Source organism: Bacillus sp. AFS029637, from assembly GCF_002584985.1.
In the GTDB taxonomy this organism is placed as follows: domain Bacteria; phylum Bacillota; class Bacilli; order Bacillales; family Bacillaceae_G; genus Bacillus_A.
The window spans coordinates 1-21,307 of the sequence record NZ_NUPZ01000008.1 but is presented as its reverse complement, the minus strand read 5'-3'; the positions used below and the strand labels follow the sequence as shown (position 1 = coordinate 21,307).

20 protein-coding genes and 1 pseudogene are annotated in these 21,307 nt (G+C 37.6%); 10 read left to right on the top strand and 11 right to left on the bottom strand.

Annotation, left to right across the window (positions count from 1 at the left end):
• The first annotated feature begins 45 nt into the window (after window positions 1-45).
• The 3 genes from COE49_RS01805 (at window position 46) to COE49_RS01795 (ending at window position 3,570) form a co-directional block, all read left to right on the top strand.
• On the top strand, window positions 46-1,257 hold the full coding sequence (locus COE49_RS01805) for a NupC/NupG family nucleoside CNT transporter (protein ID WP_088229891.1): 1,212 nt from the start codon (window positions 46-48) through the stop codon (window positions 1,255-1,257).
• A 259-nt stretch (window positions 1,258-1,516) separates the two neighbouring features.
• Window positions 1,517-2,272, top strand: a complete 756-nt coding sequence (locus tag COE49_RS01800) for a diguanylate cyclase domain-containing protein (RefSeq protein ID WP_088229892.1) — start codon at window positions 1,517-1,519, stop codon at window positions 2,270-2,272.
• Window positions 2,269-3,570: a glycosyltransferase family 2 protein gene (locus COE49_RS01795; RefSeq protein WP_088229893.1), complete on the top strand. Its 1,302-nt coding sequence runs from the start codon at window positions 2,269-2,271 to the stop codon at window positions 3,568-3,570. Before COE49_RS01800 ends, COE49_RS01795 begins: the two co-directional genes overlap by 4 nt.
• Before the next feature lie 572 nt (window positions 3,571-4,142).
• Here COE49_RS01795 and opuD read toward each other — a convergent pair.
• Window positions 4,143-5,660, bottom strand: a complete 1,518-nt coding sequence (gene opuD, locus COE49_RS01785; protein WP_088229894.1) for a glycine betaine transporter OpuD — start codon at window positions 5,658-5,660, stop codon at window positions 4,143-4,145.
• Between the two features lie 676 nt (window positions 5,661-6,336).
• Here opuD and COE49_RS01775 point away from each other — a divergent pair.
• From COE49_RS01775 to COE49_RS01760, 4 genes are all read left to right on the top strand, one after another.
• Window positions 6,337-7,215 (top strand): cell wall-binding protein EntA, encoded by an 879-nt coding sequence (locus COE49_RS01775; protein ID WP_088229896.1) that lies wholly within the window; start codon window positions 6,337-6,339, stop codon window positions 7,213-7,215.
• A gap of 79 nt (window positions 7,216-7,294) precedes the next feature.
• Window positions 7,295-7,597 carry a DUF3910 family protein gene (locus COE49_RS01770; protein WP_088229897.1) on the top strand — a complete coding sequence of 101 codons (303 nt, stop codon included), beginning with the start codon at window positions 7,295-7,297 and terminating at the stop codon, window positions 7,595-7,597.
• 138 nt (window positions 7,598-7,735) lie between these two features.
• On the top strand, window positions 7,736-9,355 hold the full coding sequence (locus tag COE49_RS01765; protein ID WP_088229898.1) for an SWIM zinc finger family protein: 1,620 nt from the start codon (window positions 7,736-7,738) through the stop codon (window positions 9,353-9,355).
• Entirely contained in the window at window positions 9,339-12,095 is a 2,757-nt protein-coding gene (locus COE49_RS01760) for a DEAD/DEAH box helicase (protein WP_088229899.1), read from the top strand. The genes COE49_RS01765 and COE49_RS01760 overlap by 17 nt, the downstream gene beginning before the upstream one ends.
• Window positions 12,096-12,126: 31 nt before the next feature.
• Here the strand turns inward: COE49_RS01760 and COE49_RS01755 are convergent, their stop codons facing one another.
• A complete protein-coding gene (locus COE49_RS01755; protein ID WP_088229900.1) occupies window positions 12,127-12,609 on the bottom strand; it encodes a VanZ family protein in 483 nt (160 codons plus the stop codon).
• A 110-nt stretch (window positions 12,610-12,719) separates the two neighbouring features.
• Between COE49_RS01755 and COE49_RS01750 the strand changes: the two genes are divergently transcribed.
• Together COE49_RS01750 and COE49_RS01745 are read left to right on the top strand one after the other, a co-directional pair.
• A complete protein-coding gene (locus COE49_RS01750; protein WP_088229901.1) occupies window positions 12,720-12,944 on the top strand; it encodes a DUF1659 domain-containing protein in 225 nt (74 codons plus the stop codon).
• Between the two features lie 98 nt (window positions 12,945-13,042).
• Window positions 13,043-13,258, top strand: coding sequence for a DUF2922 domain-containing protein (locus tag COE49_RS01745; RefSeq protein WP_088229902.1), 216 nt, complete (start codon window positions 13,043-13,045; stop codon window positions 13,256-13,258).
• Between the two features lie 173 nt (window positions 13,259-13,431).
• On the opposite strand, the gene COE49_RS01740 is transcribed toward COE49_RS01745, so the two are convergent.
• Window positions 13,432-13,830, bottom strand: coding sequence for a DUF4359 domain-containing protein (locus COE49_RS01740; protein WP_088229903.1), 399 nt, complete (start codon window positions 13,828-13,830; stop codon window positions 13,432-13,434).
• 192 nt (window positions 13,831-14,022) lie between these two features.
• Between COE49_RS01740 and COE49_RS01735 the strand changes: the two genes are divergently transcribed.
• Window positions 14,023-14,532 (top strand): competence protein ComK, encoded by a 510-nt coding sequence (locus COE49_RS01735; RefSeq protein WP_088229904.1) that lies wholly within the window; start codon window positions 14,023-14,025, stop codon window positions 14,530-14,532.
• Between the two features lie 55 nt (window positions 14,533-14,587).
• Here the strand turns inward: COE49_RS01735 and COE49_RS01730 are convergent, their stop codons facing one another.
• The 8 genes and pseudogenes from COE49_RS01730 to COE49_RS01695 all read right to left on the bottom strand — a co-directional run.
• Entirely contained in the window at window positions 14,588-15,058 is a 471-nt protein-coding gene (locus COE49_RS01730; protein ID WP_088229905.1) for a sigma-70 family RNA polymerase sigma factor, read from the bottom strand.
• A 218-nt stretch (window positions 15,059-15,276) separates the two neighbouring features.
• Window positions 15,277-15,957, bottom strand: a complete 681-nt coding sequence (gene yknW, locus COE49_RS01725; protein ID WP_088229906.1) for a YknW family membrane protein — start codon at window positions 15,955-15,957, stop codon at window positions 15,277-15,279.
• A gap of 16 nt (window positions 15,958-15,973) precedes the next feature.
• On the bottom strand, window positions 15,974-16,684 hold the full coding sequence (gene yknW, locus COE49_RS01720) for a YknW family membrane protein (protein WP_088229907.1): 711 nt from the start codon (window positions 16,682-16,684) through the stop codon (window positions 15,974-15,976).
• 87 nt (window positions 16,685-16,771) lie between these two features.
• Window positions 16,772-17,971 (bottom strand): ABC transporter permease, encoded by a 1,200-nt coding sequence (locus COE49_RS01715; RefSeq protein WP_088229908.1) that lies wholly within the window; start codon window positions 17,969-17,971, stop codon window positions 16,772-16,774.
• Complete coding sequence (locus COE49_RS01710; protein WP_088229909.1) at window positions 17,968-18,648, bottom strand: ABC transporter ATP-binding protein; 681 nt, start codon at window positions 18,646-18,648, stop codon at window positions 17,968-17,970. The genes COE49_RS01715 and COE49_RS01710 overlap by 4 nt, the downstream gene beginning before the upstream one ends.
• Window positions 18,645-19,838 (bottom strand): efflux RND transporter periplasmic adaptor subunit, encoded by a 1,194-nt coding sequence (locus tag COE49_RS01705; RefSeq protein ID WP_088229910.1) that lies wholly within the window; start codon window positions 19,836-19,838, stop codon window positions 18,645-18,647. The genes COE49_RS01710 and COE49_RS01705 overlap by 4 nt, the downstream gene beginning before the upstream one ends.
• Window positions 19,839-20,078: 240 nt before the next feature.
• Complete coding sequence (gene galE / locus COE49_RS01700; RefSeq protein ID WP_001084641.1) at window positions 20,079-21,071, bottom strand: UDP-glucose 4-epimerase GalE; 993 nt, start codon at window positions 21,069-21,071, stop codon at window positions 20,079-20,081.
• 117 nt (window positions 21,072-21,188) lie between these two features.
• Window positions 21,189-21,307, bottom strand: a pseudogene (locus tag COE49_RS01695) (UDP-glucose 4-epimerase); the annotation flags it as partial.

The window sequence follows — 21,307 nt, the reverse complement described above, 5'->3', positions numbered from 1 at the left end:
CTGGTTTATACACTTTTTTTACTATGAGGAAGGAGCATACACTGCATGAATCTTTTATGGGGAATTGGCGGCGTGATTGGAGTATTAGCAATTGCTTTCTTACTATCTTCCAACCGCAAAGCTATTAATTGGCGCACAATTTTAATCGCGCTAGCATTACAAATGTCATTTTCATTTATTGTATTAAGATGGGATGCTGGTAAAGCAGTTTTAAAATACGCTGCTGACGGCGTTCAAGGATTAATTAATTTTTCTTACGAGGGAATTAGATTCGTTGCTGGGGATTTAGTCAACGCAAAAGGCCCTTGGGGATTTATCTTCGTGATTCAAGCACTACTTCCAATTGTATTTATTAGTTCATTAGTTGCAATCTTATATCATTTCGGTATTATGCAGAAATTCGTTAGTATCATTGGTGGTGCATTAAGTAAACTTCTTGGAACTTCGAAAGCAGAAAGCTTAAACTCAGTAACAACTGTATTTTTAGGACAAACTGAAGCTCCAATCTTAATCAAACCTTACTTAGCGCGCTTAACAAACAGTGAATTCTTCACTATTATGGTAAGTGGTATGACAGCTGTTGCCGGATCAGTTCTTGTCGGTTATGCCGCAATGGGAATTCCGTTAGAACACTTATTAGCAGCAGCAATTATGGCAGCTCCATCAAGTTTATTAATTGCAAAAATAATTATGCCAGAGACAGAACAAGTAGATAATAACGTTGAACTTTCTACAGAACGTGAAGACGCAAACGTTATCGATGCAGCTGCACGTGGTGCATCTGAAGGTATGCAACTTGTTATTAACGTAGCAGCAATGTTAATGGCTTTCATCGCATTAATCGCTTTATTAAATGGATTATTAGGATGGGTTGGTTCTTGGTTCGATATTAAACTTAGCCTTGATTTAATCTTCGGTTACTTACTATCACCATTTGCAATCTTAATCGGGGTTTCTCCAAATGAAGCTATACAAGCGGCAAGCTTTATCGGTCAAAAACTTGCAATCAACGAATTCGTTGCATACGCAAACTTAGGGCCACACATGGCAGAGTTCTCTGCAAAAACAAACCTAATTTTAACATTCGCAATCTGTGGTTTCGCAAACTTCTCTTCTATCGCAATTCAATTAGGTGTAACAGGAACATTAGCTCCTACTCGCCGTAAACAAATTGCACAATTAGGGATTAAAGCAGTTATCGCTGGTACATTAGCAAACTTCTTAAATGCAGCAGTTGCAGGTATGATGTTCCTATAAAGTGAAGGCTACCCGCGAATAGCGGGATACATTTTCACATAAATCCGCCTCTTTTAAAGAGGCGGATTTTTTACATATTATCCATATCTAGATGTATAGACAATATGATACAATAATTAGTAAGTCTGTTTATTTTTTCTTGCAAAAAAAAGGATATTACTTGTTATTGTTCTATTGAAAAGGATTTATAGTCTAATTCTTAATAATTGCACATACTACAAGTGTCCTTGTATGAATTACCTTTAAGGAGGAAAGCTTTGTGAAAGATAAGTTCTATAAAATCCTATCTATGTGGATTTTACAAATTGTATTTTATTTTACTACTGTACATATAACAAAATATGAGCATGCGCTCATTTTTACAATTATATATGTAATTGCAAATGTACTATTCCTATTCTTAACTGATAAAACAGCATTTGTTTTCTTCATACTCGGAACTATCATTTCCGTATTCTATTTATTTTATGAAGCATGGCTTCACTTATGGAGTACATCACACCAATGGGAATATATCATTACCCACTTCCTGATGGCAGCTAACTTCTTCATTGTTTATATATCAACCCACTTATTAAAGAAGGTCATTCACGAAAATAGAAATTTAACTGCACGCGTGAAAAAGTTGGAACAATACATTGGAGAATCGAAATTATTAACGAGACAAGAATTTGAAAGACGACAAGCATTAATAACAACTGCAATGAAGCGTCGTAATGAAACAGGCATTATTATTTATTTTGATTTCACTTCCTTTAGTAAATATACGAAAGAAAGTGTTATGGACCGTGTAGCTTCCTTATTAGTTGAAACAGTACGAACTGACTTTGACCTCGCTGCCGAGTATGACAACGACACGTTAGTCATTTTATTACAAAATACAAATGATGCCGGTGCAGATATCGTAATGAACCGTCTACAGCCAAAAATGGAGAAATGGCTTGCAAATCAAGCAATTCAAGATATTAAAATGACGCGAAAACACATTGCTACCGAAGGACCGACAGTATTATGATGACACTCGTTATGCTCCTACTATTTCTTTTGTTTTGTGTACTTGTCTTTTGGATTAGCATTACATTCTCCATTAAGTATGTATTAATCTTTACAGCTTTTCTATTCTCAGGGTTACTCGTTTACTACTCTTTCTTAACAATCGCAGGCTTAGTTCACCGAAATACTAAACGAAAAGATCGTACGCTAGAACATTATCCAAGCGTCGATATTTTAATACCCGCTCATAACGAAGGTGTCGTTATGAAAGATACATTAGAAGCAATGGCAAAGATCGAATATCCAGGAAAACTGACCGTTTATTTACTAAACGATAACTCGCAAGACGAAACACCTGAAATTGGTGATGACTTTGACAAAGCTTATGCTCATATTCGTCACATTCGTGTCCCGCCCGGTGAACCGAAAGGGAAATCACGTGTATTAAACTACGGTCTTAGTATTTCCGATGGTGAATATTTCTGTGTTTACGATGCAGATAATCAGCCTGAACCACATGCCTTGCGAATGCTTGTAGAACACGCCGAAACAACCCGGGATGCTGTTGGGGCTGTTGGACACGTTCGTACAGTAAATGAAAAGAGAAACTGGCTGACGCGAATGATTTCACTAGAGTTTCAAATCTTTCAGCTCCTTATGCAGTCTGGGCGCTGGTTATTATTCCAAACAGGTTCCCTAACAGGAACGAACATGCTTCTTCGACGCTCCGCATTAGAAGAGCTTGGTGGCTATGACCCTTATGCAATTGCAGAAGATGCTGAATTAACATTACGAATTACACAAAAAGGCTATCTCTTACCAATCGTTCCAGAATCGATTACATGGGAACAAGAACCTGAGCATTTAAAAATTCTTATTAAACAACGTACGCGTTGGCTCCAAGGAAATTTATACATTTTAGAAAAAATGTTTTCTTCCTTAAGCTTCTTTAAGGGAAAACTTCTTGTCCATTCCTTACAGCAAGTTTTAGTGTATGTCGTATTTTGGCTATTCCTAATCATTTCAAACGTTTGGTTTATAATTGGATTACTTGGGATATTCCAGATCCAATATAGTATCCCGCTATTATTTATGTGGTACGTTGCGTATATTACATATGTTTCGCAATTATTTAGTGCCCAAAGTGTTGAGCGAACCTTTACACCGACTAATATTTTCATTAGTGTCATCATGTACTTTACGTACGCACAGCTCTTTACGTACTTATTCATTCGCAGTTTAATCTTATACTTACGTGCAAAGAGTAAGAAACAAGTCATTGGCTGGGATAAAACAGTTCGATTCAAAAAAGACAAATAAACAGCACATTAAAAATAAGCACAGAGCGCCGTATGCTCTGTGCTTATTTATTGCCGTATAACTTATATATCAGACAATACCCCTTAGCTGAAAGTAATTTCACGTCCATCCCCCAACGAACGATCGACCTTCATTTATATACGAAAAAGTGATTGCTATTTTTGTAGAACCAATTGCTTCTCTTGCTGTTCTTTGCGCGTTTCAGTCTTAGGTTCCGTGCTTTCTTGGACACTACGATGTGCCACACGTTTCAAACAAATATGCTTCCACTTTCTTTCGTAACGTTTCATTATTCTAGATGTCCCCCTTGAATACGCTTTAAAACTATTTGAAATCGCTTACAGGAAATAATATAGCACATATACATAAACGTGACAACACATTTCCGACAATTTTTTGTCAAAAATGCAAATAGAATTTGAAAGATATCGAATATTGTCGAAATGTATCGTTTTTTATTTGTATAAAAGGCATACTACTTATATAATAATGAGTTTTATTTCCCTTCATTATAATAAAAATTACTTCTATGCAAAAAAAGAGCTGATATAAAATCAGCCCTTTTCCTTCTATTATTTATGTCGCTTCATACGACCTTCCTTTTGTAACTCTTTAAATAATGATGCCATCATAAAGAAAATAACAAATACGAACGGGAACGCCGCAATGATAGCTGCCGTTTGCAAGGCTTCTAATCCACCAACATATAATAGGATCGAAGCTAACGCAGCTAATACAAGACCCCAAACTAATTTAATACGGTTTGGCGGATTTAAACTGCCATGTGTCGTTAACATTCCTAGAACGAATGTCGCAGAATCTGCAGATGTAATAAAGAATGTCGAAATAAGAAGAATAGCTAGAACAGATAAAGCTGATCCAAAGCTTCCCATCTGATCAAACATAGCGAATAATCCTACTTCTGTTCCCATCTCTTTCACTTTCTCGAAGATATGTGCATCACCAAACAACTCCATATGAATAGCTGTTCCGCCAAAAACAGAGAACCAAAGTGCACCAATTACGGTCGGTACAAGTAACACACCGATAACAAACTCACGAATAGTACGCCCTTTTGAAACACGTGCAATAAACGTACCTACGAATGGTGACCATGCAATCCACCATGCCCAATAGAAAATGGTCCATGACTGAATCCATTGATTTCCTCCTTCATCTAATGGACTTAAACGGAAACTCATACTTGGCAATTCTTGAATGTAAGAACCGATTGTTGAAGTGAAATAATTCATAATAAAGTTTGTTGGACCTGCAAATAATACAATAATCATAAGTGCAAATGCCAAAATAATGTTTGTATTACTTAAATATTTAATCCCTTTATCAAGACCTGTTTGTGCAGATAACATGAAAAGAACGGTTACGATTGCAATAATAACTAACTGTGTCGTTAATGAATTCGGGATAGATGTTAAATAACTAACACCACCTGCAATTTGTTTTGCACCAAGACCTAATGACGTCGCAACACCAAACACCGTCGCGAAAACAGCTAAAACATCAAATGTATGAGCAATACGCCCATGTTCCCCGCCTTTAAATAACGAACCTACTGTCGCACTAATCGTACTTGCTTTTCCTTTTCTAAAAGTAAAGTAAGCAATACATAACGCTACAAACGCATATAGTCCCCACGGATGTAATCCCCAGTGGAAAAATGAAAAACGCAGTGCGAGACGCGCACTTTCTTCCGTTCCACCTTCTCCAAACGGAGGTGCGTACAAATGGTTTAATGGTTCCGCAACGCCCCAGAAAACTAAACCGATACCCATACCGGCACTAAATAACATAGCAAACCATGTCATATAACTATAATCAGGTTCGTCATCATCTTTACCTAAACGAATAGAACCGTATTTCGAAACAATTAAAAAGATAGATACACCTAAAATAATAGAAACAGAAATAATATAAAACCATCCAAACTTACTAACTAGCGCAGTTTGAATTGCAGTTGTTACATTTCCTAGGCTACCTTTTCCAATAATAGATTCGGGAATAGCCCCCCAAATTGTAAATGCAATACATAATGTTAATGAAACGATGAATGTTTTTGTCAGTTTCCTCATCAAATCCCCCTTCGTAGGTTTAACTTTTGTAAATAACATAAATTCCGATATGTTAAATCGGATAGAAAACTATAACTTTTGCGGTGATTTTCTTTCAATTCTCTTACTTTCACCTTCACCAATTAGAATTCTTATGGACAGCCTTACCTTCCGTATAACCTTTTCACTCTGCAAGAGCTACAAGATAGAAATACTGCTGTCAAATTGTGCGAGAAAAATGCGGATGGGAATGTATTTTCCCAAAAAAGGGTGTGTTACAGATGTAAAAAAGGGCAAATTCCTTCCTTGCAACCCTTTCCTCTTGTAACAATTATGCGGTTTTTTTGCTAGTATATAGCACATGTTTATAGATTCACAAACGAAATGTTTATGTTTATATAACTATATTACCCATAAAACGGTAAAATACTCAAGGAATGTAATCGTTTAGTAAACATCATGTAACACTATCGTAATATTTTTATTTACGCCGAAAAAAATATGTTGCATTAAATATTTTGAATATAACTAGAAACCTACTAATCACATAGAATGAAAAACGCTTCCTTATATTTTTTGCTATATTACAAGATGTTAACGACTTATTACGAATGGTTTGTAATTGTGTGTTTTCCCTAAATCCGAAAAAATCTGTTGCTATAATGAGGACACGAAAACAAACGCAATGGAGGCTATCATGAAAAAATTAATTGGTATAGCAACAGCAGCAGTTTTTGGTCTTGGGATTTTCACATCAACTGCTAATGCAGAAACTGTTGTAACAACAGACGTACTAAACGTACGCGAAAACCCTACTACGGAATCAAAAGTTGTCGGTAAATTACTAAACGGTAATAAGATAGATGTTCTAAATACAGAAAATGGATGGTCAAAAATCTCTTTAGATGGTAAAGACGCATTCGTAAGTACAGAGTTTACAAAAAGCATCTACTACGTAACAGCTAACGTATTAAACGTACGTGCTGAAGCGAATACAAACTCAGAAATTCTTGGAACGCTTAAGAAAGACGATATGATCGAAACAACGTACCAAGTACAAAATGAGTGGTTACAATTTGAATATAACGGGAAAACAGCTTACGTTCACGTTCCTTTCTTAACAGGTACAGCACCTGTTATTGAAAAACAAGAACAACCTGCTCCTGCTAAAGCGCAAGCACCAGCTAAAGCTCAAGCACCTGCAGCACAAGCAAAACCAGCTGCTAAGCCTGCTGTGAAAGCTGCTGAAACTAGCGAACCTTCTGGTGGTCGTGAGTTAACAGTTGAAGCTACAGCATATACAGCTCACCCGAGCGAAAACGGTGGCACATATGGCGGCCGCGTATTAACTGCAATGGGTCATGACCTAACAGCGAACCCAAATATGAAAATGATCGCTGTTGACCCGAAAGTAATCCCATTAGGATCTAAAGTATGGGTTGAAGGTTACGGAGAAGCTATCGCTGGAGATACTGGCGGTGCAATTAAAGGTAACCGTATCGACGTTCTAGTTGGATCAGATAGCGCTGCCCAAAAATGGGGACGCAAAACTGTTAAAGTGAAAATTTTAAAATAACCAATGACTACTACAGCCGGTTCTCTTTATTGAGAGTCGGCTTTTATTTTTTTATAATACATATAAGGAGGCTACGCCCATGAATATACAAGCAAAAGTTGACTGGATTGGTACACCAAAACCGTATATATATAAAGATGAAATCACATATGACGCTATTTCCATTGATTTTTCACTCGCTGGCGATGACAATCGCTATAAGTTAATTGTGCTCAAGTCTGAAGGAAATACACATTACAAAATCGTGCAATACGGGATAAAACCAGGCTCCCAAAAGCCTTTTCCCATCGATATTCCATTCGAAGAAAGCATGTTACCAATTATAAAACAAATATTACACGACCCATACGTAAAAGCGGTATTACAGGAATCACGCTCTTAATTACAAAAAAGGATGTTACTTAGTAGGAAAGTTCAACTAGGCAACATCCTTTTTTGTAATCCTAACTTCATTTTTTCTGTTTTGAGCATTTTTTGTTTATAATGGTAAAGGAAAGAAATCTGTGTACGGAGGAATATTATGCTGCAACACTCAATTACGAAAGATGAAATTATGATGATTGCGAATGAGTTCGTTCAAGGACTAGATCCACAGCAAACGGCTGATCAGGAACATGTCGCTACAGCTCGGCACCTATATCGTAGTGGTGTTGTCTATAACGTTGACTTTGATGGGTATACGCTATCTGGAACTGTAGATGCGGAAGGCAGCGTATATAGCGTCCACATCCCGATTCGTAATGTCGCTGAAAGCTATTGCGATTGCTTCGCACCAACACAATGTGAGCATATGCTAGCTGTGTTACTATCTGCAGCGTCTAGTTTCGGGCAAGTAGGAGATGTATTAACTTTATTTAAAAATAATACGAAACCTTCCCTTCCTCCGATTCGAACTGCAAGACAAGTATTGCAATCATCAGCTTTTGAAGAAAGCGATTATAAAAGTTGGCAATCGTATTTTGACAAAGAATATGATTCATTTAAAAAAGAACAAGCTCGGCTTACTTATAAACAAATGTATTTTCTTATGAGTATCTTTACGGACTTCTATACAAAACTTGAACGGAAAGCTCCGCGCGTCATTGCGATACATGAATTATTCCGGCTACATGCTGCACTTTATTGCTTTCAAAAATTGCTAGAAGAAATTCAGTCGTTTGAAGTAAATAAAACGTATTCTTATCATCAGCCTGTTAACGTCGTTCGGTTATTTGTAGATAAAGTGGAAGCAATCGTTCGGGACTTACAATCAGATGCGATTCCTCAAGAAGTGGAAGCTATTTTGCAAGAAACAGCTCGTCTCGTTCATGAAGTATTCTTCTCAACCGACTCCTATACACAAGAACGATATTTCATTTATCGTCACGTATGGAGTGAACTCTTAAACAATAAAGAGAAACTGCAAGCGGAAGAACAACGAATTGATACGAAAATCAATCCACTTTCCAAAGCATTAGCATCTTCTCACCTACTCTTTTTAAAGGAAGAAGACCAATTAGCAATGGACTTACTAAAAAAACAACCTGCTTCTGTTGTAAGTCTGTATTTCTATTGGTTAGAAGAGCTATTAAGTGCCATGCAGTGGGATCGTGCGAAAAACTGGCTTTCCTTTACGTATAAACAAGTAAAGGAAACGATACATGAACATGAAAATACAATCTTCATAAAAGATATCGTTCGGTTATTTGTCATCATGTATGAAACATATGCAACACATACAAATGAACAAGCTGGATTCGAAATGATTTTGCAAGAACTCCTGCCGTATAGTTTCGCAAACTATGAGCAATACGTACTCGCGAAGAAACAGTATCGTACATGGGCAGAACTTCATCTCTTATATGGATTTGAAGCAATTGAACTATTAAAGGAACCGCTGAAAGATATTGAAAAAGAAGCGCCTGAAGCAGCACTTCCTCTTTATCATCTTGCTGCCGTAGAAGCAATTGAAGAGCGAAATCGTAAATCATATAGACGTGCCGTTCGTTACTTAAAAAAATTACGTACATTATATAAACGATTAAAACGTACCGACGAATGGGATGCTTTCATCATTCACATCGCCAATCTACATTCACGTTTGCGTGCACTACAAGAGGAATTACGGAAAGGAAAATTAATCGATGATCAATCAAACTGAAGTAACAATTAGGCTCCAGCACATTAGTCAAGGTTGGTTCCTTTGGGGAGAAGATGACAGCGGTACTCCATTATCCGTAACAAGTTGGAAACGAAATGCATTCACATGGCACGCCACTTCTTTCTACGGTACGTTTCTAAAAGAAGCAACCTTTGAAGGAAAACAAGGTGTTATCCTAACAAACGCACAAGCATTTGAATACATCGCAAACAAACCGATGAACTCCTTTGCACATATTCAAATGAACGGCCCTATTACAGCACTTGCGAAAGATGCGAATGAATTATGGGATGCCTTCACAAGCGGTAGCTTCGTACCCGATATGGAGCGTTGGCCTAAACAGCCATCTTGGAAAGTTCAAAATACACCAATCGAAGATGACACATTAGCAACTCTTTTCTCAGCCGCAGTAAATGAAAGCATATTACAAGATAACCGTTCAAATGACGGATGGGAAGATGCAAAAAGGCTATATGAACATTATGACTTTACGAAAAGACAGCTGGAAGCAGCACTACATGAAGAGGATTGGCTTCGAAAAATTGGTTACATTGAAGACGATCTTCCGTTTACAGTTGGCTTAAGACTGCAAGAACCACAGGAAGAATTTGAAATGTGGAAACTTGAGACGGTTGTTACGCCAAAGCGCGGGGCACATCGCATATATGTATATGAAAACATCGATTCCTTACCGAAAAGATGGCACGACTATGAAGAACGTGTTACCGAAACACAAGAAGGTTTTAGTAAGCTCGTACCGTGGCTTAAGGAAGATGATACGTTCCGAACTGAACTCTTTGAAACAGAAGCGTGGAACTTCTTAACAGAAGCAAGTAACGAATTACTCGCAGCTGGTATTACGATTCTACTACCATCATGGTGGCAAAATTTAAAAGCAACAAAACCAAAATTACGTGTGCAGCTGAAGCAAAATGCCACGCAAACACAATCTTTCTTCGGCATGAATACGCTCGTTAATTTTGACTGGCGCATTTCAACGAACGGCATTGATTTGTCAGAAAGCGAATTTTTCGAACTCGTTGAACAAAACAAACGGTTATTCAATATAAATGGTCAATGGATGCGACTAGATCCCGCCTTTATTGAAGAAGTAAGAAAACTCATGAACCGTGCCGATAAATATGGACTAGAAATGAAAGATGTCCTCCAGCAACATCTATCAAATACAGCTGAAACAGAAATTGTAGAAGAGGATAGCCCGTTTGCAGATATCGAAATTGAACTAGACGGATATTATGAAGAGCTATTCCAAAAGCTCTTACATATTGGCGATATCCCAAAAGTAGACGTCCCTTCTTCACTAGATGCAACACTACGTCCGTATCAACAACACGGCATTGAGTGGTTATTATATTTACGAAAACTTGGATTTGGGGCATTATTAGCCGACGATATGGGACTTGGCAAAAGTATTCAAACGATTACTTACTTACTATATGCAAAAGAAAATAATCTCAAAACAGGCCCTGCCTTAATCGTAGCGCCGACATCCGTTCTTGGAAATTGGCAAAAAGAATTTGAGCGTTTCGCACCGAATTTACGTGTTCAATTACATTACGGAAGTAACCGAGATAAGGGCGAGTCATTTGAAGATTTCCTTCAATCAGCAGATGTTGTATTAACGTCTTACGCATTAGCTCAGCTCGATGAAGAAGAACTGACTTCGTTATGCTGGGACGCTGTTATTTTGGATGAAGCACAAAATATTAAGAACCCGCATACGAAACAGTCGAAAGCAGTACGAAACTTGCAGGCAAATCATAAAATCGCTTTAACCGGTACGCCGATGGAAAACCGCCTTGCTGAGCTTTGGTCCATTTTCGACTTTATTAATCATGGATATCTCGGCAGCTTAGGACAATTCCAGCGCCGCTTCGTCACACCGATTGAAAAAGACCGTGATGAAGGAAAAATCCAACAAGTTCAACGTTTTATCTCACCATTTTTACTGCGCCGAACGAAGAAAGATCAAACAGTCGCATTAAACTTACCAGATAAACTAGAACAAAAAGCTTACTGCCCTCTTACTGGGGAGCAAGCGTCCTTATATGAACAACTTGTTCAAGATACATTACAAAATGTAGAAGGATTAAGCGGGATTGAGCGCCGCGGATTTATATTACTTATGCTGAACAAGCTAAAACAAATTTGTAATCATCCTGCTCTTTATTTAAAAGAAGAAGAACCACAAAATGTCGTTGAACGCTCTATGAAAACAAAAACGTTAATGGAGCTCATCGAAAATATAAAAGATCAAAATGAAAGTTGCCTCATCTTCACGCAATACATTGGCATGGGGAACATGCTAAAACGTGTGCTAGAAGAAAAATTCGGTCAGCGCGTCCTCTTCTTAAACGGTAGTGTACCGAAGAAAGAGCGAGATAAAATGATTGAACAGTTCCAAAACGGAACGTATGATATTTTCATCCTATCATTGAAAGCTGGCGGAACAGGCTTAAACTTAACTGCAGCCAACCACGTTATTCACTATGATCGTTGGTGGAACCCTGCTGTAGAAAACCAAGCAACGGACCGCGCATATCGCATTGGTCAAAAACGATTCGTTCATGTTCATAAACTCATTACTACAGGAACGTTAGAAGAGAAAATTGATGAAATGTTAGAACGAAAACAATCATTAAACAACGCTGTCATTACAAGCGATAGTTGGATGACTGAACTATCGACAGACGAATTAAAAGAATTACTTGGTGTATAAACTTAAAAAAGGAGCAAATCTCGTAATGAGATTAGCTCCTTTTTCTATGCCAAAACCAATTACTTATTATAATCCCCGTTAATCCGCCGCACGTATCTAACAATGAATCTTGCCACATCGGTGTACGATCTCCTGTAAACGATTGATGGATTTCATCAAATGTTGCGTATCCCGCAACGAAAAGGAGAGCGTATAGAAAACACCTTTTTCTCGAATAACCCGATCGATAAAACGCGTAATACGTCAATGAACCAAGCATAAAGAACACCATAAAATGAGCGCCTTTACGAAGGAAAAACTCAACAAATCCGCCTACACCTTTATTTTCAATACTAACAGGTGTACCTCCACCATAATCGATAGATACCCATGAAAAATGCTCTTTCACAAACTCAACATTTATATATTGTTCAATATCTGAGCGTACATCCTGCTTTGTATACGGTTGTGCTGAAGAATAGAAAATCAGCCCCATCCATAGTACTACAGGAATCCAAAATAATTTACGATTCATTCTTCCGAAACTCCTCTCCTAGTCTTTTAAGAGTACCAAAAAAAAAATAAAATTTCACGCCAAAACATGACATTTGTCCCCTATTTATAAAGTGAAAGGGGGTGATAAACATGGCAGTCGAAACAATCGTAATGGACTTAACGTTGCGCCTTGTCTTAAACAACGGATTAGATAAGAACGGCAAAACAGTTTTCAAGAACAAACAATTTAAACGTGTGAAAACAAACGCAAACTTAGAGCAAGTACACAACGTAGCACGTGCTCTTGCCTCATTACAAGAATCATCACTTCACGCTGTACAGCTTGTAAGCACATCAGATCTTTCTAACCTATAAAGTGAAGCTTTAATCAGTGGGGGTTTTCTTCATCCCCCGCTGATTATTATCCGCACTAACCGAACGTTTACGTGATCAATAAAAAGGAGGAAAAACGCATGCAAGTACTAGAATTAATTTTCGCGAAAGAAAGTGGAAAAACAGTTGTTTTTTCTATCGAGAAGCCCATCACACCCGTCGATACACAAGTCGTAAACCAAGTAATGGATACCATTCTTGCCTCATCTGTATTTTCATCAATTGATGAAAATACGCAGAAAAAGGGAGCCCGTCTCGTAGAAAAAAACGTCTCTGAAATTCCAATTACACTATAAAGTGAAACTTTAATCAGTGGGGGTTTTCTTCATCCCCCACTGATTATTAGCCTTCACCAATCGGACTTTTATGGGCAGCCCGACCCCCACCTAAATTCTTTGCTTTCGCTGAATTTTGAGGTGGGGGTCTTACTGCCCATTAAAGCGGGATAAATGAAAAAGACGAATCTGCATCATTTTGCAGATTCGTCTTTTTTCTTCGGCATTTCAATTGGGATAAAAATCTTTGAAACACCAACACAAACATATTTATAGTGTTCTCCGCCTAAATCAAACTCGGTCGTATATGTTGAGAAGAAAATATAATCATTCCGTTTTGTATAATGATCGATTAATAACCCAACTTGCGGCTCAACATACTTTTTCGCCAACTTCTTACCAGCAGATGCTAAATCGCCAAGGAGACCCTCTTCGTTCTCTTTTTGAACTTCGTCTAATTTCTTACTCACATCATTACGTTTCATAAACTGCTTCGCTGCCCAGTCTGTATATTCTCCTTTACTCGGATTACTATTTGCTAAATATACGAGGAGAACAACAACTAGGGCCATAATAATATACCTTTTCTTCATACTATCTCACCGCCTACTCTTTTCTATTTTCATATATATGTACAAGCGATGCAAATTAGAAAAACTATTACATCTTGTATTGTAAACGAACAACTAAAATTTACAATATGAAACAAAAGATTAACATTAAATTTACTTAATTAGTATATAATGATATTAAGAATAAAATTTTATAAGGGAGGACTTAGAATTATGGCCAATGATGAAAATGATATTTTTATTTCTAATTCTACAATGATGTTAGAGCCTTGCCAGCACCCTTACTATTGCACAACACTTATCGACAGTAGCGGGAATCATATACAATCCCGTCAAACCGCTCTTCAACTCATAAAGAAATCTTGCCTAATGAACGTTCACTCTACTTATCAAGGCAGACGTAATGCAATCCAAATAAATTTCAAATTCAAACAAAATGTCCCGATTCCAATTAACCATAGGGAATATATTTGCGTATTCCCTACAGAATCTCCTTCTTCTCCAAACTGTATATGGCTATTTTACAACCATATAGATGACATAGAATTTTCCGAAAGGAGCAAACAAACTACCATTCATTTTTCAAATGGCACTACTACTACCATACACATCAGTCCTCATAAGTTAACGCAACAATTGTTAAAATCCGGATACGTACTATCACGTATGAACATGCAAGATTCACTACAATGTAAAAGCCCCTTACTAAATTTACTACCGTAAAATAACAAGTAGAATGGAAAGCAACATTTCTTGCCTTCCATTCTTATGTTACTATTTATCCTCTTACGCTATCTCGCATTTTCTCGAGTGCTTGTCGATACACCCATCTCACTTGATAATAGGTCATTTCTGTCTCTAAAGCGATTTCCCCCATCGTCTTTCCTACAAAAAAGCGTTCAAAAATAATGTACTTCTCCTTCTCATTTAATACACTCATAAAATCCTTCGCTCTCGTTTCAATCTCTTCAGCATGGAAGATATCCTCATACTCTCCTACATATACACACTTTTCTTGCACTGCAAACTCTTTCTTCAATCTCTCTAATATATAACCACGCACCGTTACAACTGCATATGCAGGAAAACTTCCTTTCTCCGCATCAAATCTTTCATACGCGTACCAAAGACCAATTAAACCACATTGATAGTACTCCTCATGATCTTGATAAATACCTAACTTCTTTATTTGATTTACAATCATTCCTTCATACAGCACAACTGCCTCTTTAAAAGTTGCTGGCTTCACACAGTACCCACTTCTAAAAGGTATACCTCTTTGTTATTCCGCCGGTACCTTTACAATATAAAAAAGAAAAAGAAAGTTCATTGTGGGCAATTTTAAATACCACCACCGAAATTTGAAATTACACTAGACCGTATTTGAAATTCTGCTGGTTGTATTTGAAATAGGGGCAAAAATAAAAAAGGTGACTCTAGTAAGAGCCACCTTTTCACAAAAATATATTATGCGCCAAAACTGTTTCCTAAACCTTTAAGAAAACCTAATCCAATCGTTAAGATAAAGAAAATTACAATTAGAATTGTAGCTTTTTTCTTACTTAAACCTGCTACAATATGTAACCCTAATCCTGTTAAAATTAAACTCCAAATATTAAAAATCTCAATTGAAGATGCAATACCGTTCCAAACTGTCCCTTTTTCAAATAAAGGAGCTAAACTTGTATAAGCGTCCGTTCCATTTCCATCGAAAATGAAAGCTAATCCTATATTTAACAATCCACCAATGTAGAAAACAAGATTAGCGTAAATGTAAATAGATAATATCTTCATATAAGGAGTATCATTTCCCATTAACATCATAATAACTTTATAAAAACCAGCTGCAATAAAGAGGCCGATAGGTGTTCCGAACAAACCAAACAGTGCTCCGCCGCCAAGGGCAAACCATTGTACCATCTGCCCATCTTGGCCATTCAATTCTTTTGCCACTTCTGGCGTATTAACCACCGATAAATAAAATACCGCAGCTGCTGAAACCGTTCCAAGTAGAACAAATAAGATAAATGCTCCCCATACTGGGCTTTTCGTCTTCATTCGCTCGAACTGTACCTCTGGAGATGTAATCATTCCAAATAATGATGGCTTTTTCGAATCTACATTTTGCGTATTAATATTCGTTTCCATTATAACGCCTCCTTATTTAGATTGGCATATTTGGTAAAAATGCTGCTACTAACACAACAATCGCTGCTAAAAATGCCGCTTTAATAATGAATAAAATGATAATTGGAATCGCCGCTTTCACTTTGCTTAATCCAGCTGTAATTTGTAACCCTAGCCAAATTAAGACTAAATTCCATAAATAGAACAATTCAATCGTATTACCAATTCCATATGCAAGTGAACCTTGCTCAAATAATGGTCCTAAACTTGTATACTGCGTTGCCCCGCCATCTAACATTAAACCGATAACACCATTAATAAGTCCACCGATAATAAGAGCAATATTCGTATATACAACAATCGTTAACAACGTTTTATAAGACGTATCGTCCCCAAAGAACATCATAAACACCTTATAAATACCTGCAATAATTATAGCCCCAAGCATTGTTCCTACAAAACTTGATACACCACCGTAGATCACTTCTGATGTAAGAGAACTCTTTGTAGCAAATTCACCACCAAATTCACTTAATTCTTTCTGCATCTTAACCATTTCAGGTGACGTATTCACGACATATGTCGTCAAACTACCTACAAGCCCTTGTAACAGTGCAACGAGGAAAAACATACCCCATACTTTCTCGCTCGTCTTCATTCTCTCAAACTGTAAGCCTGGAGATGTAATCATCCCAAGCAATGATGGCCTCTCTCCACCAGCTTTTTGTGTATTCATATTCGCCTCCATCATAACGCCTCCTTCTATTTATATAGCCCGTTCTAGTGAACGATTCACTAGAACGGTAATGCATACCCTATCTACTACACTAGTAAACTACTCATAACGCAGTGCTTCAATTGGATCTAACTTCGCAGCTTTGTTCGCTGGAATTAATCCGAAAATAATACCAAGTGTCATAGAGAATAATACGCCTCCAACGACAACTTCCCACGAAACGAGCGGTGGCCATTTCGCGAATGTGGATACAATATATGCCCCGCCATATCCAAGACCAATTCCGATCAAACCACCTAGAAGCGTTAACATAACAGCCTCAATTAAAAACTGTAATAAAATTTTACTACGCGTTGCTCCAAGCGCTTTACGTATCCCAATTTCGCGCGTACGCTCCGTTACAGATACGAGCATAATATTCATAACACCAATACCACCAACGACTAGTGAAATACCAGCGATACCACCAATAATCATTGTCATAATGTTAGTGACTTTAGAAACTCCTTCTTGGAACTCTTTTAAATTTACCAATTCATATTGACCGGGAATTTCACTTGGCTTACGACTATTCAATACCTCTACCGCTTTTTTCCCTGCTACTTCTAAGTCGTCTACATTTTTAGATTGAATTGCGATATTTTGAATTTCATCTGTTCCGTATAACACAGGCCATAAAGTGAGCGGGATTAACCCTTCTTCCATTTCAAATCCCATAAACTCATTATCTGATTTGTACACACCGATAATTTGCATCGGTTGTCCTTTCATCTCAATAATTTGCCCGACTGGATTTTCATCCTTAAATAACGTTTCCTCTGTTTTCGTACTAATCATCACGACATTATTCGCATAAGAAATATCTGATTCAGTAAAGGTGCGTCCCTTTACCACCTTTACTTTATTTACCGCAAAATACTCATTATCAAGCCCAATAACATTCAAATTTGCTTTTTTATCATTCACATCAAGCATCTCTGAAGTCTGGTTTGTCGTAATAACGTGTGAAACATCCTTCACTTGTCTTACTTCTAGAATATCTTCTTCCGTTAACTTCGGTATTTCAAATCCACCTATAGCAAACTCATCATTAATATCTGGTTTAAACTGAATTGGCATAAGATTATTACCAGAACCAGCGATTTTCGACTTCAACATCGCTTCCCCGCCTTGCCCAATTGCAACGACAGTAATAATAGAACCAACTCCGATAATAATACCTAGCATCGTAAGAGCTGAGCGCAGTTTATGAGCTAAAATAGAAGATAAGGCTATTTTGATACTATCTAGCAAACTCATACCGCACACCTTCTATCTTCTGTAATTTTCCCGTCTCGCAGTACGATGCGGCGAGATGAATAAGCCGCTACCTCTTCTTCATGCGTAACCATAACAATCGTCGTACCTTCTGCATTGAGCTTCGTGAAAATATTCATAACTTGCTCACCAGACTTCGTATCAAGCGCCCCAGTCGGCTCATCGGCCATAATGAACGTTGGATTATTCGCGATCGACCTTGCAATTGCGACACGCTGCTTCTGTCCACCTGATAACTCATTTGGCAAATGATGAACTCTGTCTGATAAACCAACCTTACTAAGTGCTTCCAGAGCCCTTTGACGACGCTCTGCTTTCTTCACCCCACCGTATACGAGTGGAAGTTCAACATTTTCCACCGCAGAAAGACGCGGCAGTAAATTAAAGTGCTGAAACACAAAGCCGATATACTCATTACGAATTAAAGCAAGCTTTGACTCATCTGCTGTTAAGATATTCACATCATTCAGCATATATTCGCCTTCTGTTGGACGATCCAAACAACCGATAATATTCATAAGTGTCGACTTACCAGAACCAGACGGCCCCATAATCGAAACAAACTCACCGCTCTGAATCGTTAAACTAATATCATGCAAAATCGGCACCGCAAGCTTACCTTGATAATACGTCTTAGCAATATTATTTAACGTAATCATTTCTCTTTCACTTCCATTCCGTCATACACGTTGTCGGAAGGATTTTTAACCACCTTTTGCCCCACTGTTACGCCCTCTACAATCTCTGTCCAATCTCCATCATTTGCACCTTTTTTCACATTTTGTTTACGAAGCTTTCCTTTATCCTCAACATAAACAAATGCATCCTCACCCTTTTCTACAACGCTCTTACTTGGAACAGCTATCATCGTCTTATTCTCTAAATTCACTTGCAGAGAAACGTGATAACCTGGAGATAAACCATCTTGCGTATCAAGACTTGCTTTATATGTATACTGAGACATATTTTGAGTCGCCTCACCCATACCGCCAGCTTGAGCCATCTCTGCACTCGTTGGGAACTCACTTACCTCTGTAATTTTACCTGTCCACTTCTTCTTATTATTTGCTTTCGCAGTTACAGTGAATGTTTGATCTGGTTGAATTTGTGACTTCTGAAGCTCAGTTAACGTACCTTGAATTTGGAACGGATCTTTAGAAGCGACTTGTAAAAACGCCTTACCTTGACCACCTAACGCTTGGGAAGAACTTTGCGCCGCATCTTTATCTAACTTTTGAACAACACCAGCAAAATTACTATAAATCGTAAGCTCTTTCTGCTTCTTACTTAACTCTTCTTTCTGCAACTTCCCTTTCTCTTTCTCAAGATCAGTTGTCTTTTGAACCATCTCTAACTCACTTACTTGCTCTTCCATCGGATCTGTCACTTCTTTCCCAGCTCCGCTATCCTTCGCCTTCTTAATTTCTTTCTTCAACGAATCAATCTTCTTTTTCCCTTGATCATAACGCATATCAGCCATCTTCTCATCAAGCTCAGCTTGCCTCATTTGAAGATTAATTTCTTCATTATCATAAGAGAATAACTTCGTACCTTTCTCTACCTCTTGCCCTTCTTTCACAACAATCTCTTTCACTTTTCCTTTAGTCGGATCCGCATAAAAACTTTCAATATTCCCCGGCTTCACCTGACCAGAAATTAACTTCGTATTATTCAGCTTACGCTCTGTTACTTTCTCAAATCTCACAGCATCAGCATTTGTTGATGCACCCTTCTTCTTGCCTTGCATAATAAAAATATTAACTGCTGCAACAATAACAATTAGTGCAATAACCCCGAAAATAATCCATTTCTTCTTCTTGTTTGGAGTACGAACCGTATTTGGTAACATAGTCTCTCTCCCTTTATAACTTAATAGTTTAATAAACGAATTGTATAAAACTTTCTGAAAACAAAATACATATTATTACATTCTTTTTACAAAGTTTTACACATTCATTTATATTGTAACAAAAATACCAATGATTAGAAATATGACATCTTATCTTTTAAGATAGTTTTAAGGAAAGATACGTACAACAAAAAGAGCGGGTATCGCCATAAGACGATACCCGCTCTTCATATATACAACTTATTTCTCATACCCATTAGGTTTCTTCTGATGCCAATTCCAAGCATGCTCAATGATTGTCTTCACATTTACATACTGTGGATCCCATCCTAACTTCTCTTTCGCTTTCTGAGAAGAAGCAACTAAACGTGCTGGATCTCCCGCACGGCGCGGTGCTACCTCAGCTGGAATTTCATGATTTGTCACTTCACGAACTGCATCAACGATTTCTTTTACACTGAAACCATTACCATTTCCTAAGTTATAGAAATCACTCTCTCCGCCGTTCTGTAAATCCTTAAGCCCTAAGAAATGAGCCGCTACTAAATCTTCAACGTGAATATAATCACGGATACAAGTACCATCTGGTGTATTGTAATCATCACCAAACATCATAATCTTCTCACGTTGACCTAACGCTACTTGCAGCACAAGAGGAATTAAATGTGTTTCTGGACGATGATCTTCCCCAATAATACCGTTCGGAGTTGCACCAGCCACATTAAAGTATCTGAAAATCTTATAACGTAAATTAGAAGCTTGGCTATACCAATGAAGCATCTTCTCGATTGCTAACTTCGTCTCTCCATACGTATTCGTTGGATTTGTCATCGTTTCCTCAGTAATAAGATCCACATCTACCTCACCATACGTTGCCGCAGTAGAAGAGAAAATAAACTTATCTACCTTAAACTCATCCATTACCTCTAATAAGCAAAGTGCACCATACACATTGTTATTATAATATTGCAGAGGCTTCTCCATACTAACTCCAACTAAAGAATCAGCCGCGAAATGCATAACCGCCTCAATATTTTCTTTTGTAAAAACATCTCTTAAAAATGCTTTATCACGAAGGTCACCATTATAAAACTTCGCACCTTCCGTAATCGCATCTTCATGACCTGTTTGTAAATTATCTACCACTACTACAGATAAACCTTCATCTACTAATTTTTTCACAGCGTGAGAACCGATATAGCCAGCTCCACCGCAGATTAGGATTGAATTCATTGTATACCCACTTTCCTCATAGCTATATTTTCAAGCTTATAACTATTTAATTTATAATACATTATAGCATAGACATCTATTCCAATTATCTATTGTGTGTACACTAAAACCTTAACGCTATTTTTGGATATAACCGTTTTTATTGTTTGACTGCCATTTCCAAGAATCTGCACACATTTCTTCTAATCCACGTTTTGCTTCCCATCCTAGTTCACTTTTTGCTTTTGATGCGTCTG